This window comes from Brevundimonas viscosa (assembly GCF_900116065.1).
Lineage (GTDB): Bacteria > Pseudomonadota > Alphaproteobacteria > Caulobacterales > Caulobacteraceae > Brevundimonas > Brevundimonas viscosa.
This window is the reverse complement of sequence record NZ_FOZV01000009.1, coordinates 1-12,947: the sequence shown is the minus strand read 5'-3', so window position 1 is coordinate 12,947 and position 12,947 is coordinate 1. Positions and strand designations below refer to the sequence as shown.

Below are 12,947 nucleotides of genomic sequence, written 5' to 3'. Positions count from 1 at the left end.
GGTCTCCGAAGATCAGGCGGCCGCGCCGAAGGTTTCGCGCAGCTCGGTGGCGTCGATGGCGTTCTCGGCGAGGGTGCGCAGTTCGATAAGGATGGTCTGCAGCGTCGTCTTGCACGACAGCTCGCCCATCAGCTCGTAGATGTCCTCGCCCCCGACATTGGTGATGGCGAAGTTCGACAGCGGCACGATGCGTTGGGCCTTGAGCAGGAACTCGTTGAAGGCGGCCGTGTCGGGCTGTTCGGCGACGGGCCACAGCAGCACCGAGCAGACGATCTGCGCCCCGCCGACGCTCAGGTAGATCGGGAGATCCCCGTACTCGTGCATGGTGGCGAGGAGGACCGGGTCCGCGCCTTCCAGCACGCGAACGCTCAGCTCGCCCTCCCGCACCAGTTCGGATGTCTCCAGGGCGGACTTGATGGCGGGAACGGTCCAGGGAGTTTCAATCACGGCGTCCATCTGGTGGTGTGCTCCGGAACGGGGGATGGCGGTTGAACGGGGACGGAGGCTCGGGCTTCGGGTGGAATCGGTCACGATCGCGCGGACGGCGGCCTTGATGTCGTCGCGGACCGCAGCCGGCGCCCAGAACTCCATCTTGACCATGCCGGCGGCCCGCCGCGCACGCCGCCAGGCCTGCATACGGTCGCGCGCACCGACTTTGCTGTCCTGCACCCTGGCCATGTTTCATGTTACGCGTAACATGAAGGCTTGACTTCGCCTAGGGGGCGCCAGCAACCTCGGTCGCGGAGGAACCGATGCTGCTTCCGCGCATGAAACTGGCGGTGATCTTTGATCGCGCCTTCCACGCCATGGCGGACATGCACTGGCGCATGTTGTGGATTCTGATCGCCTTTCACGCGGCGTCGTCATGGGCGATGCTGGGCGCGGCGGGCGAGACCGGATTGAGGGCCGCGGCCGACTTCCTCTAATGGTACGCCACCACCGCTTACACTGTCGGCTACGGGGATATCAGTCCGCAGACCCAGGCCGGACGGCTGATCACCGCCGTCTGGGTCTTCCCCGGCGCGATCGCGGCCTTTACGACCGTGGTTGCGAAGGTCCTGGGGGCGATCGGGGAGATCTGGCGCGCCCGCAGGGCTGGGAAGGGAGATTTTTCGCGGATGGCGGGCAGCATCCTGATTGTGGGCTACAATGCCTCGCGGACGCCGAAGATGATCGACGAACTGTGCGCCGAGAAGTCGCCCGGCCAGACGCTGGTGCTGCTGACACGCCAGTCGCTCACGGATCCGGACCCGAGAGTCCGGTATGTGCAGACGGAAAACCTCACCTCGCCCGCCGCTCTCCGGAGAGCGGGCGCGCCGACCGCGAGCCGCATCCTGATCTACGCGGCGACGGACGCCGACACCCTGGCCGCCACCCTGGCCGCCGCCGCCACGGCCGAGCCGGCCGCGCACATCGTCTGCTTCTTCGAGGAGGCGGACAATGCGCGGCTGCTCGCCCAGCACTGCCCGCGTGTGGAAGTGGTCGTGGCGTCCGGCGCCGAGATGCTGGTCAGGGCGGCTGCCGATCCCGGAGCCAGTCACGTGATCAGCGCTCTCACCAGCCGCCTCGATGAAGGGGCGACGCTCTTCTGTCTCGCCTGGGCGGGCGAGCCCGCGCCGGTCGATGATGTGGCGCGGCGGCTCTGGAGCAGCAAGGCGACCCTGCTGGCGCTTCAGTCCATGACCGCCGACGAGCCGCGCTTCAATCCGCCCTCCGATCTGGCGATCACCCGGGGGGACCGGCTGTTCTATGTGGCCAGGTCGCGGCTGGATCCGCACCTGCTCGCAGCCTGATCATGTTCGGCAAGCTTTTCGGCTCGAAAGACAAGACCCCGCCGGCGCGGCTGGCGCAGGTGCGCAATGTGACCGTCGGCCGGGCGGTGGCCCTCGATCCGCTGGCGTGGCGCCGACTTGGGGATGAGACCGTCTTCGCGCTCGACCGGGACGCCCTCGACATCACCGCCCAGGGGCTGATCACGCTCGAAAGCGGGCAGTACGTGCACCGCTTCTATACGGACGACCACGTGATGCTGCAGGCCATGAGCGATGATGCGACGGGCGAGCAGAGTTACGATTTCAGTCTTTTCATCCCTTGGACCTCGGCCTACCCGCCGGGGGAGGCCGAACGCCGCGCCTGGCGGGATCGCCTGTCGGAACCCCTGTTCCGCGGCGGGCGGGAAGACCTGCCCGATTACCCGAGGTTCTGGTTTTCGGAGACCGACGCCCGACAGCCGCCCGTGACGCTCTGGGAGACGATCTGGGATGATCGCGCGGCCGTCGCCCCCTATGCGCGAATCTTCCAGACCTGCATGCTGTACGCGCGGGACCTGCCCAGCGGTCGCGAACTCATGCTGGCGCTCGAGCAGCAGCCGGAGGGCGGCGAAACCACGCACGAGATCATGGTCGGCATTCCGCTGGAAATGGCCGAGTTTCGCGCCTAGGCGCCGGAGGGACTTCACGGATGTTCGACTGGTTCATGTTCCAGCAGGGGGCGCTGTCGTTCCTTGTCGCCTTCGTCGCCGCGGGGGCGTTCACCGTCGCCTTCAAGCTGCTGTACCAGTGGGTGACGCCCTATCATGAGCGCAGCCTGATCCGGCAGGGCAACCCGGCCGCGGCGATCACCCTCGGCGGGGCCTTGATCGGCTACGTCCTGCCGCTCGCCTCGGCGTTGTCGCACACCGTGAGCCTGCTGGAGTTCGCCGCCTGGGCGGTCCTCGCCGCGGTGATCCAGATCGCGGCCTTTGTCGTCATCAGCCGCCTGGCGTTCCGGAACTTCGTCAGCCGCATCGAGGCGGGAGAGATCGCCGCCGCGTTCTACATGGCGTCGATCTCCATCTGCGTCGGCCTGCTCAACGCCGCCTGCATGACGGTGTGACGGCGATGACGGAACAGAACGGTTCGCCCGAGACCACCACCATGCGCCGGCTCAAGCGGTCGCGCGTACTCCAGGTCAGCAGCCTGATGGCGACCGCCGGCTTCACGCTCGCCGCCTGCGGCTCTCCGGCCCAGAACGTCCCCGTCGAGGAGTCCGAGCCGGCGCTGGCCTATACCTCGCTGGAGGAATGCCGGACCGCCGACGTGGTCCCGGACGCCGAATGCGATGCGGCCCTGGCGGAGGCGCAGAGGCAGGCCGCCGAGACCGCGCCCCGCTACGGCAACCGCGAGACGTGCGAGGCGACCTGGGGGACCTCGGCCTGTCAGGAGACCCCCTCCGGCGGCGGCTCCTTCTTCACGCCGCTGGTCGCGGGCTTCGTGATCGGACGCCTTCTGGACGGGGGGCGCTACTACGGCGGCGGACCCCTGTACCGCGACCGCGAGGACCAGTACTCGAACGGCTTCGGCGGCGGCTACACCTATCGCGATTACCGCACGGGACGCCGGCTGACCAACGCGCGGGAGCACGGCCCGATCGCGGGCCAGGCGCCGGCGCGGATGCAGAGCCGCACCGCCGTGGTCTCGCGCGGCGGTTTCGGCGGCGGCGGTCGCGGCTTCGGCGGATGAGGCGCGCGGCCTGAGCGTCTGCGGGGGGGCCGGGCCGGCAGTCTGGACGTGGCGCGGACAAGCCGCGCCGGGCGTGGGCGGACAACCAGCCAGGGCGGACGCTCGGGAGCTGCCGGGTCCCCGATCGCCACACGGCCCGGCGAGCAGGTGGGCGCTGTTCGCGCATCAGTTCCCACAGCGCTCCGAGCAGATCGCGCCTCCCGTGAGATGCAGGTCCACGCGCAGCCGGAAGTCGCCCGGGCCCGGACTGGCGAAGCTCTTGTCGCGCGGGATTCCGTTTGTGCGGCGGGCTGGCGAGGCCCGGACCGCGTCAGAGACCCGAAGCAGGGCCGGTGGCGGTGCAGGCGGTCTGCCGGCAATTTTTCTCTGCAAGGGGGGCCCGAGGCACGCACGGAAAACCTGTTGGGCGCGTGGGGTTTGAGTCCGTTCTGAGAACGCACCTTATGCGCATTTCGCGAACGGGACGGGAACATCAGTTGGGCGCGTCCGGTTGGACCCCCGCTAACGATTACACGCCCGAGGCGCACAGCTTGGCGCAACCCACGTCGCCGTCTGTTTCGCCCCTACGGCCCCTCCCGCACGACGGCTAGTTTGAATTCGGCGGCGCTTGAACGGCCCGGCCCCTACGACCGCCGACCGCCATCATCGTCTGCAGCGATGCGACGCTGGCGGGCGGGTCGGTCCGGTGGGCGATCGCGTGGCAGTTCGGACAGAGCGGCACGAGATCGGTGAGGGGATCGACGACATAGCCGGTGCCGAGCTTCGATACCGGGACGACGTGATGGACGTGGATGAACCCGTCGCCGATCTCGCCGTACCGTTCGCCGAGATCGAGGTCGCACGCCTTGCACCGGGTGCCGTGCAGGGCGAGGCAGTTCGCGCGGTTGATACGGCTGCGCTCGTAGCGATTGACCTCCATGCGGACGCTCGCGCCCTCGGGCAGGCCCTCCGGGTTTGAAGGGGTCGTCTCGTCCAGCCGCTCGACGGGGACAAGGGCGAGGACCAGGCCGGTGAAACGGATGGCCCACGCCCCCGTCTCCGCGTCATTCGCCGCATCGTCCTCCGTGTTGACGACCGCCGGCGACCGGCGCAGCCGCAGGTCGAGCTGGCGCCAGTCCGCGGGCCAGGCCTCGTCACCTGGGGCCTCGGTCTCCCCGTTCACGACAAGAGTGACGGCGGCGCCCCGGCTCCGGGCGTCCTCGGCGAGCCTCCGGAACGCCAGGCGCGGGCCCGGACCGGCGAGACCCATCTGGGCGATCAGCGGGCCGGCGAACGGGCCGGGCCGGAACGAGAGATCCAGGCTCCGCCGTCCGCTATCCACCCCAAGGCGACAAAGACCGGACCCGCTTTCGGGCCCGGCCGTGAGTCATAGATCGATCTGTTCTGACATCTCCAAGGCGTCGTCCACCTCGATACCGAGGTACCTGACAGTGCTCTCCAGCTTCCTGTGACCCAGCAGGAGCTGGCAGGCGCGAAGGTTGCCGGTCTTTTTGTAGACGAGAGACACCTTCGTGCGCCTGAGGCTGTGGGTCCCGTAGCCCTGCGGTTCGAGGTCAATCATCCGAACCCACCGATCCACGATCCGCGCGTACTGCCGGGTGCCGATGTGCTGGCCGGGCCGGCTACGGCTGGGGAACAGCCAATCATCGTCCCGCTGGCCGCGGATCTTCAGCCAAGCCGTGATCGCGTCACGCGCTGGCTCGGTGATCTCGAAAGGCACAGGCCTTCCGGTCTTTTGCTGGATGATGATCGAACGCTGGCGGAGCGCGCCGCCGGGAGCCACGTCGCTGACCCGGAGGCGAACCAGGTCACAGGCCCGCAGCTTCGCGTCCAGGGCGCAGTTGAACATCGCAAGGTCACGCACTCTCCTCGCGACCTTCAGCTGCTGTCGAATGGCCCAGATGTGCTTCGGCTTCAGCGGCGCCTTGGGGCCGATCGGACGGCCGGCATTCCATGGGCGCTTCGGTTGGATGAACAGGTCAGACTGGCGCATGGCCAACCTCCGATGAGGTCGCCACCCTGTCGCTCCTATCCTACTCCCGAAGCAGCTCTTCAGCGCCAGGAGCGGACATTGGCGCCGGGTCGATGAGCGGACTCTCACACGCCTCACCGGCTGAGAAACAAGGTTACCCGTGGAAACGTAGCCGCAGGTAGGAGTTCGTTTAGTCCGCCCGTCGGATGATGCCGGTTCGGGGGGCGCTGTGACGGAGGTCCGACGCCCGATGCCTGCCAGCCGCATACTGATCGCCGACGACGATCCCTTGCTGCGCGCCCTGCTGGTCCACCGCCTGTCGGCCGACGGGCACGAGCTCTCCACCGCCGAGAACGGCGGCGAGGCGCTGGCTGCGATCCGGGAGCAGTCGCCCGACCTGATCGTTCTCGACGCCCTTATGCCGGTCATGGACGGCTTCGAGGTGCTGCGGCGCATCAAGAGCGGCGCTCTGTCAGAGGCGCCGGTGATCATGCTCACCGCCCTCAAGCGCGAACAGGATATCGTCGGCGCGCTCCAGCTCGGCGCCGCCGACTATCTCGTCAAACCCTTCATCCCCGACGAACTCAGCCAGCGCGTTCGGCGGCTGCTGCTGACGTCCGGCGCATCAGAAGGAGGGGCGCGTGATCGGCGTCCCGCTTGAACCACCGCCTGCCGCAGTCCAGGTCGATCCCGACAGCCTCTACAGGTCGGCGGTTTCCGACCGCAGGGCGGGACGGGCTGCTGAAGCCGCCGCGAAGCTGGAACAGGTTCTCCTCGCCCGTCCGGAGGACGTGGACGCCCGCCTCAACCTCGGCCTGGCGCTGCTGACGCTCGGACGATTGGACGAGGCCCATGGCGAACTCGAACGGGTGACGGATCGCGCGCCGGTCTATGCGGACGCCTGGATCGGTCTGGCCCGCATCGCACAACGTCGTGGCGATCCGGTCGCCGCGCGGGACTACCTTGAGCGGGCCCAAGCCGCGGGGTCCGACAGCCTTGAGGTTGCAGGGCTCCGCCGTTCGCTCCGGCCGGAGGAGACTTGGAGGGTGGAAGTGGCGGCCGCCCGCAGCAGGCTCTCGGGCGGCTTGCCGGACTGGAGCGAGGCACGCGTCGCCACCTCGCGGCGTCTGGGCGATCTGTGGACCGTGGGACTGGCGGTTGAGAGCACCGAGCGATTCGACGATCGGGACGTCCACCTCGAGGCGCGGGTCGACCGGAGGTTCGCACGCGGCGCGGCCTATGTCGCGGTCGGCGGCGCGCCTGACGCCGACTATCGCCCCGAGCTGGCCGTAGCCGCTGGGGGACAGGCGCGACTGGCCGGAAGTCTCGCCGCGACGTTCGACGCCTCATTGGCCCGCTATCCGACAGGCACGGTCACAGGACTGCATCCCGGGCTCGCTCTCGACCTCGCCGGAGGCCGTTTTCAGCTTTCCGGACGATGGATCAACGTCTGGGATGAGCGGGGGGACTACCGGTCAGGCTATGCCGCGTCCGCGCGGTGGCAGGCGACCGATCGCCTGGCCCTGCGTGTCGGTCACGCCGACGCGCCCGAATCGTCTGACGGCTCCACCACCCAGGTGGCTGCGTGGAGCGTCGGGGCGGAGTTGGGCCTGACCGACCGACTCCTCCTCAGGACGGGATACGTCTCCGAGGACCGCGACGCCTACGACCGCCATGAACTGTCGCTGGGGCTTGGCTGGCGATTCTGATGGGCGAGCTGCTGCTGATCTGGTCGGTGTCGATCATCCTTTCCGCCGCCGCCCTGGGGTGGATGGTCGCTCTCATTCTCGCTCGCGTCCTGCGGGAGCGGACCGAGCAACGGCGCGAGCGCGATCGCCGGCTTATCCAGCAGGGCCTGCTCGACATCATGAACGGGGCGGGGGATGCAGTTGGCCGGCTGCGCGGCGTCCGCCACCGCGCTCGCCTGATGGCTGAAGCGCTGCTCGAGATCCTGTCCCTCGTACGGGGCGAGGAGCGGGAACGACTGATCTCGGCCCTCCACGCTTTCGGTGTGGATGAGATCTTTCGCCGGCGTCTGTCGCGAGGCTCGGTCGCAGGCAGGTTAGCCGCGGCGGAAGCGCTGGCGATCTTCCCGGGCGAGGCTGCTGTCACCGCCCTTCGAGAGGCGCTGGCGCACGCGCACTCGGCCGAACTTCGCGTCGGAATAATGCACTCATTGATCGAACTGTCCGCGCCGCCCGAGCTGGACGAAGTCCTCACCGACCTCGCCGGACGCCAGACGTCGGATTCTCTGCTCTACCTTCCGGTCATCGGCCAGTTGGTAACGGAGCGCCCTTGGGCCGCCCTTCAGTCGTTCGGAGACACGCGGCTGTCGGGGGAGGCGCGGGTCATCCTTGCGGAGGCCTTGGGGGCCAGCGGCGACTTCCGGGCGTTGCGGCCTCTCTGCCTTGCGGCCCGGGCCCCAGAGATCGAACTCCGCATAGCAGCTATCCGCGGGCTCGCCGCCCTCCGCCATCCGGCTGCGGAAGCGACGATCGTCTCCGCTCTGGCCGACGAGGTGTGGATGGTCAGATCTGCAGCCTGCGAAGCGGCCGGCAGGATCGGGCTTCGGTCCGCCGTCCCAGCCTTGGCCGATCGGCTGGAGGACCCTGTCTGGTGGGTTCGCTTCCGCGCGGGCGAGGCCTTGGGAGCGCTCGGAGACACCGGTCGCGCCCACCTCCGCAGCATGGCCATCTCTGGTGGCGATCTCTCGCGCAGGGCCGCTTCTCTGGCCTTGGCGGAGCGCGGTCTGACGGTGGAGGCTGCATGATGGCGGCGATCGCCAGCGGGCTCCAGGTCATGGCGGAGATCATCGCCCTGTTCGTCATCGGGACGGGCCTTCTGCAAAACGGGATCTATCTCATCCAGCTGGGGCTCGCCGCCGCGGCCCTGATCCAGACGCCGCCGACGGCTTCCGGAGGGCTCCTCTGGCGGCGCTACGCCGACGCCGCCCCGCCCATCGCGCTGCTCGCGCCGGCCTATAACGAGGCCCTGACCATCGCCGAGAGCGTTCGGTCCCTGCTGTCGCTGCACTACCCCAGTTTCGAGGTGATCGTGATCAACGACGGTTCGCGGGACGGGACCCTGCAAGTTCTGATCGACACCTTCGAACTGCGCCCGATCCAGAGACACCACGAACAGGCCATCGCCCACGCGCCTATCCGGGGCGTCTATGGAGCCGCCCATCAGCCGCGCCTGATCGTCGTGGACAAGGAGAACGGCGGCAAGGCGGATGCCCTCAACGCCGGCATCAACGTCTCGCGCGCGCCGATCTTCTGCTCCATGGACGCCGACTCGCTGCTCGAGCCCGACGCCCTGCTGCGCGCCGTGAAGCCTTTCGTGGAGGATCCAGAGCGCACCGTGGCGGTCGGTGGCACCGTGCGCATCGCCAACGGCTGCACCATCTCGCACGGGCGGGTTCTGGAGGTTCGGCCGCCGCGCAACCTGCTGGCCCTGCTCCAGACGGTTGAGTATTTACGGGCCTTCCTCATGGCCCGGCTGGCGTGGAGCCGGATCAACGCTCTGACCATCATCTCGGGTGCCTTCGGCCTGTTCCGGCGCGCCCGCGTCATCGAAGCGGGCGGCTATACCCACGGGACCGTCGGCGAGGACATGGAGCTGGTTGTAAAGCTGCACCGACTCATGCGTGACAAGCGACTGCCCTACCGGATCGCCTTCGTGCCGGAGCCGGTGTGCTGGACCGAGGCGCCGGAGGATCTGCGCGTCCTGGGCCGGCAGCGCGCCCGCTGGCACCGCGGGGCTCTCGAGACCTTCGAGCGGCACCGGGACGTGCTCCTGAAGCCGCGATATGGCCGGGTCGCGGTGGTCGGCTTCGGCTACATCCTGCTCGTCGACGTCCTGGGCCCGATCGTCGAACTGCTCGGCTATGTGCTCATCCCGCTGTTCTGGCTCGCCGGCGTGCTCTCCACCGCCTACCTGTTGGCCTTTCTGGCCGTCAGCTTCACCTTCGGCGTGGTCATATCGGTCGGAGCGCTCGCCCTTGAGGAATCAGAGCTCCGCCGCTTCCCGCGGGCCCGCGACTTGGTTCTGCTCACCGGCGTCGCCGTGCTTGAGAACTTCGGCTACCGCCAGCTCAACAACTTCTGGCGGCTGCGCGGGGTGTGGCAATACCTGAATCGCAGCCAGTCGTGGGGAACCATGACTCGCAAGGGCTTCGGGGGAACGGCTGCCGCGCCTCAATCGGGAGGCCGGCCGTGACGAATCTGACCCGGCCTGCGCCCCAGGACGAGCAGGGGCGCCTGCAGGCGCTCCGGGCGCTTCGTATTCTCGATACGCCGCCGGAGCCGCGCTTCGATCGCCTCACGCGGTTGGCGGCCAGCCTCTTCGACGTTCCGACAGCCCTGATCTCGCTGATTGATGAGGAGCGGCAGTGGTTCAAGTCCCGCCACGGTATGGAGCTCTGCGAGACCCGCCGCGAGGACGCCTTCTGCAATCGCGCCATCCAGCTTCCCCCCGGCGCCGTGATGGTGGTGCCGGATGCGACCCGTGATCAGCGCTTCGTCGACAATCCCTACGTCACGGCCCCGGGCGGCGTGCGCTTTTACGCCGGGGCAGTGCTCACCGACGACACCGGTCACAATCTGGGCACCCTCTGCCTCATCGACGACAAGCCGCGCGATTTCGGCGAGGCGGAGCGGCAGCGGCTCCGCGAGATCGCCGACCTCGTCTCGGAACAGATCGCCCTGACCGCCGAGCGCCTCGTGGCGGACGAGAAGCGACGTCTTCTGGAGCTCGCCGAGGCCGTCTCCCGCGTCGGCCATTGGCGCTGGCGGCTGGACACCGGCGAGCTCGCCTGGTCCGATGAGGTCTACCGCATCTACGGCCTGCCGCCAGGCAGCCCTGTCAGCAGGGACGCGCTGGCCGATTTCTATACGCCCGAGGAGCGTTCCGCCCGCGACGCCTTCATCCGGCGCGTACTGCGGGAGGGCAGCCGAGAGGAGTTCGAAACTTCAATTCAGCGACCGGATGGCGAAATGCGCCGGGTTGTCCTGAGCGCTCTTCGGCAGGTGGCGGAGGACGGGCGGGTCGAAGCCCTGTTCGGGGTCGTGCAGGACATCACCGAACGCCACACGGCCATGAATCGGCTTCGACGAAGCAAGGCCCGGTACCGCCTGCTTGCCGACCACATGGACGACGTGGTGACGCGCCTGCATCTGGACGGTCGCAGCGGTTACATTTCACCGGCGGTGACCTCGCTGCTGGGGTACCGGCCTGCCGAGATGGCCGGCCGTCCGGCCCAGGATTTCGTGCATCCGGACGACCGCCCCGAGTTGCTACGGGCCTTCTCGAAGCTGGCGGGTGGCCTCCGGCGGTGCACGCTGCAGCAACGGGCGCTCCGCAAGGATGGCGGCACGGTCTGGGTCGAAACCAGTTTCCAAGCCGTAACCGGAGATGATGGCGCGCCGTCTGAAATCATCGCTGTGATCCGCGACATCTCGGAACGTCGCCGCCTGGAAGAGGAACTTCGCGAAGCCTGTGACCGCGCCGAGGCCGCATCGGAGGCGAAGTCCCGCTTTCTCTCCAACATGAGCCACGAGCTGCGCACGCCTCTGACGAGCGTGATCGGGTTCGCCCGCATCCTGCAGTCTCGGGAGGGTCTGGGCCCCATCGAACGCCAATGCGCCGACCGCATCCACCTGTCCGGCGAGGTGCTGCTCGGTGTGATCAATGACGTGCTCGACTATTCGAAGCTGGAAGCGGGGGCCCTGGCCCTCGACCGGCGGCCCTTCGATCCGAGCGTTCTGGTGAGGGAGGCGGCGGAAGTCGTCCTCGGCCAGATCGAGGAGAAGGGCCTGTGGTTCAGCCACGAGATTGCGCCGGACGTTCCTGAAGTCTTGATCGGTGACCCGACACGCCTGCGGCAGGTGCTGCTGAACTTTCTCGGCAACGCAGTGAAGTTCACCGCCGCCGGCGGCGTGAGCGTCGCGGTTCGATCCTCGCCGTGCGCCGACGGTCGAGCAGGCCTTCATGTCTCCGTTTCCGACACGGGCGTAGGCTTGGAGCCCGCGCTCGCCGGGAGTTTGTTCGAACGGTTCGTTCAGGCCGACGAGTCGACCAGCCGCCGCTTCGGGGGCACCGGTCTCGGCCTCAGCATCTGCCGGGAACTGGTCGAGCTGATGGACGGCCGCATCGGCGTCGACAGCGTGCCCGGGCAGGGATCCACCTTCTGGTTTGAGGTCCCCCTCGAACTGCCGGAGTAGCGCCAGTGTCTGAACTCTGCATCCTTCATGTCGACGACGACCAGAACATCCGCGCGCTCACGGCCCTCGCCTTCGAGCTCAGCGGCGACGCCCGGGTGCATTCCGCGGTCTCCGGCGCCGACGCACTGCGCTTGCTGGCGGACGGGCTGCAGCCTGACCTCCTTCTGCTCGACGTGATGATGCCGGACATGGACGGGCCGGCGCTTCTGGCGGAGATCCGTGGGATGTCGAAGTCGATGCCGGCGATTTTCATGACCGCTCAGACCCAGGATCACGAAATTGCCCGCCTCCTCGGCCGGGGTGCCATCGGCGTGGTGATCAAGCCCTTCGACCCCCTGACCCTCGGAGACCAGGTGCGGGGAATGCTCAGGGGTTCCGCTTGAGCGATCCGATCTCTCAGCTGCGCGCCGACTTTGTGAGACGCTGCCGGGACGACCTCAAGCGCCTCGCGCTGGCGTCGCCTGACGACGATGATTTCGCTTCTATCACCCACCGCTTGGCAGGAGCGGCGGGCTCCTTCGGCTTCTCGTCCCTGAGCGAGGCGGCGGCGGCGGTCGATCACTCGATCCGGAGCGGGGAGCAGCCCGCGACCAACGGGGTCGATTTGCTGATGTGCGAACTCGCTCGCGTGGCTGACATCCCTGACTAGCCTGCCTGCGGCCCGCCCCGGACCTTGAGGCGATGGGCGATTTCACCAACCACCGATGAGCGGACCTCCCCCGCCCCGACCAACAAATCAGAAGCCAGCCACCCTTCCACACGATTGCATCACGCTGCGGTCCGGAAACGGACCTTCGGAATGTCTGCAATGAGTCAGAAGGCGACCTTCGGCGCCCTCACCTCGATGATGTCCGCTCCTCACTCAAAGCGGCGGTCAGATAGGTCCGCTCTTGAGCGTGCCGACGAGACCGCTCCGTTTCCTACTTGGCAGACGCTTTCCGCTTGCCACGCCAGCCCAAGCGCCCGCACGCTCGGGCCGAACAGGAGAGGGAGCGATGCAAGGGCCAACGATGGATCGAAGGCTTCTGCTTGCCTCGGGAGCCTTGGCTGGTTTGGCGGGGCTCACCGGTTGCGGCAGCCGGCCGATCGGCCGTCGCTACGAGATGGAAGTCAGCCTCAGCGACGCAGGTAGACGCCTAGCCTCTTCAGTAGTGCAGCGGTTCGTCTTTCAGGAAGACAAGGGCGGGATCGTCGAGCCCACTACTGCCCTCTACGGACCGGAAGGACGAACTGCGACTATCCGCCTTAGTTCCG

At 68.0% G+C, this 12,947-nt stretch carries 15 protein-coding genes and 1 pseudogene; 13 read left to right on the top strand and 3 right to left on the bottom strand.

Going from position 1 to position 12,947, the window contains the following annotated elements; translation table 11 throughout:
• Nucleotides 1-12: 12 nt before the first annotated feature.
• Nucleotides 13-669: a YjfI family protein gene (locus BM333_RS13705; protein WP_342741670.1), complete on the bottom strand. Its 657-nt coding sequence runs from the start codon at nt 667-669 to the stop codon at nt 13-15.
• 83 nt (nt 670-752) lie between these two features.
• Here BM333_RS13705 and BM333_RS16025 point away from each other — a divergent pair, with 83 nt between their 5' ends.
• From BM333_RS16025 to BM333_RS13685, 6 genes and pseudogenes are all read left to right on the top strand, one after another.
• A complete protein-coding gene (locus tag BM333_RS16025; protein ID WP_177221904.1) occupies nt 753-926 on the top strand; it encodes a hypothetical protein in 174 nt (57 codons plus the stop codon).
• A gap of 12 nt (nt 927-938) precedes the next feature.
• A pseudogene (locus BM333_RS16350) lies at nt 939-1,043 on the top strand (ion channel); the annotation flags it as partial.
• Nucleotides 1,044-1,118: 75 nt separating this feature from the next.
• The gene (locus tag BM333_RS13700) at nt 1,119-1,793 is read left to right on the top strand and encodes a hypothetical protein (RefSeq protein ID WP_143105833.1); all 675 of its coding nucleotides are present in this window, start codon (nt 1,119-1,121) and stop codon (nt 1,791-1,793) included.
• 2 nt (nt 1,794-1,795) lie between these two features.
• A complete protein-coding gene (locus BM333_RS13695) occupies nt 1,796-2,440 on the top strand; it encodes a YjfK family protein (protein WP_092312870.1) in 645 nt (214 codons plus the stop codon).
• 20 nt (nt 2,441-2,460) lie between these two features.
• Nucleotides 2,461-2,874: a DUF350 domain-containing protein gene (locus BM333_RS13690; RefSeq protein WP_092312867.1), complete on the top strand. Its 414-nt coding sequence runs from the start codon at nt 2,461-2,463 to the stop codon at nt 2,872-2,874.
• A 5-nt stretch (nt 2,875-2,879) separates the two neighbouring features.
• A complete protein-coding gene (locus BM333_RS13685) occupies nt 2,880-3,500 on the top strand; it encodes a DUF1190 domain-containing protein (RefSeq protein WP_092312865.1) in 621 nt (206 codons plus the stop codon).
• A 586-nt stretch (nt 3,501-4,086) separates the two neighbouring features.
• Here the strand turns inward: BM333_RS13685 and BM333_RS13680 are convergent.
• The gene (locus BM333_RS13680) at nt 4,087-4,749 is read right to left on the bottom strand and encodes an HNH endonuclease (RefSeq protein WP_143105832.1); all 663 of its coding nucleotides are present in this window, start codon (nt 4,747-4,749) and stop codon (nt 4,087-4,089) included.
• A 117-nt stretch (nt 4,750-4,866) separates the two neighbouring features.
• Nucleotides 4,867-5,493 carry a tyrosine-type recombinase/integrase gene (locus tag BM333_RS13675; RefSeq protein ID WP_092312859.1) on the bottom strand — a complete coding sequence of 209 codons (627 nt, stop codon included), beginning with the start codon at nt 5,491-5,493 and terminating at the stop codon, nt 4,867-4,869.
• A gap of 229 nt (nt 5,494-5,722) precedes the next feature.
• Here BM333_RS13675 and BM333_RS13670 point away from each other — a divergent pair, with 229 nt between their 5' ends.
• From BM333_RS13670 to BM333_RS13640, 7 genes are read left to right on the top strand one after another with little or no spacing between them, the layout of a single operon-like run.
• On the top strand, nt 5,723-6,133 hold the full coding sequence (locus tag BM333_RS13670; RefSeq protein WP_092312856.1) for a response regulator transcription factor: 411 nt from the start codon (nt 5,723-5,725) through the stop codon (nt 6,131-6,133).
• Nucleotides 6,114-7,181, top strand: coding sequence for a YaiO family outer membrane beta-barrel protein (locus BM333_RS13665; protein WP_092312853.1), 1,068 nt, complete (start codon nt 6,114-6,116; stop codon nt 7,179-7,181). The genes BM333_RS13670 and BM333_RS13665 overlap by 20 nt, the downstream gene beginning before the upstream one ends.
• Nucleotides 7,181-8,242, top strand: coding sequence for a HEAT repeat domain-containing protein (locus tag BM333_RS13660; RefSeq protein ID WP_092312850.1), 1,062 nt, complete (start codon nt 7,181-7,183; stop codon nt 8,240-8,242). Before BM333_RS13665 ends, BM333_RS13660 begins: the two co-directional genes overlap by 1 nt.
• Nucleotides 8,242-9,690: a glycosyltransferase family 2 protein gene (locus BM333_RS13655; RefSeq protein ID WP_245777281.1), complete on the top strand. Its 1,449-nt coding sequence runs from the start codon at nt 8,242-8,244 to the stop codon at nt 9,688-9,690. The genes BM333_RS13660 and BM333_RS13655 overlap by 1 nt, the downstream gene beginning before the upstream one ends.
• Nucleotides 9,687-11,693 (top strand): sensor histidine kinase, encoded by a 2,007-nt coding sequence (locus tag BM333_RS13650; RefSeq protein ID WP_143105831.1) that lies wholly within the window; start codon nt 9,687-9,689, stop codon nt 11,691-11,693. The genes BM333_RS13655 and BM333_RS13650 overlap by 4 nt, the downstream gene beginning before the upstream one ends.
• A 5-nt stretch (nt 11,694-11,698) precedes the next feature.
• A complete protein-coding gene (locus tag BM333_RS13645) occupies nt 11,699-12,076 on the top strand; it encodes a response regulator (protein WP_092312841.1) in 378 nt (125 codons plus the stop codon).
• On the top strand, nt 12,073-12,342 hold the full coding sequence (locus BM333_RS13640) for an Hpt domain-containing protein (RefSeq protein WP_092312838.1): 270 nt from the start codon (nt 12,073-12,075) through the stop codon (nt 12,340-12,342). The genes BM333_RS13645 and BM333_RS13640 overlap by 4 nt, the downstream gene beginning before the upstream one ends.
• The last annotated feature ends 605 nt before the right edge of the window (nt 12,343-12,947 follow it).

Excerpts from the sequence above, each read along its gene's own strand:
- BM333_RS13690 (WP_092312867.1), top strand. The coding sequence starts at position 2,461 with ATGTTCGACTGGTTCATGTTCCAGCAGGGGGCGCTGTCGTTCCTTGTC.
- BM333_RS13685 (WP_092312865.1), top strand. The coding sequence starts at position 2,880 with ATGACGGAACAGAACGGTTCGCCCGAGACCACCACCATGCGCCGGCTC.
- BM333_RS13655 (WP_245777281.1), top strand. The coding sequence starts at position 8,242 with ATGGCGGCGATCGCCAGCGGGCTCCAGGTCATGGCGGAGATCATCGCC.
- BM333_RS16025 (WP_177221904.1), top strand. The coding sequence starts at position 753 with ATGCTGCTTCCGCGCATGAAACTGGCGGTGATCTTTGATCGCGCCTTC.
- BM333_RS13675 (WP_092312859.1), bottom strand. The coding sequence starts at position 5,493 with ATGCGCCAGTCTGACCTGTTCATCCAACCGAAGCGCCCATGGAATGCC.
- BM333_RS13670 (WP_092312856.1), top strand. The coding sequence starts at position 5,723 with ATGCCTGCCAGCCGCATACTGATCGCCGACGACGATCCCTTGCTGCGC.
- BM333_RS13680 (WP_143105832.1), bottom strand. The coding sequence starts at position 4,749 with ATGGGTCTCGCCGGTCCGGGCCCGCGCCTGGCGTTCCGGAGGCTCGCC.
- BM333_RS13695 (WP_092312870.1), top strand. The coding sequence starts at position 1,796 with ATGTTCGGCAAGCTTTTCGGCTCGAAAGACAAGACCCCGCCGGCGCGG.
- BM333_RS13660 (WP_092312850.1), top strand. The coding sequence starts at position 7,181 with ATGGGCGAGCTGCTGCTGATCTGGTCGGTGTCGATCATCCTTTCCGCC.
- BM333_RS13700 (WP_143105833.1), top strand. The coding sequence starts at position 1,119 with ATGGCGGGCAGCATCCTGATTGTGGGCTACAATGCCTCGCGGACGCCG.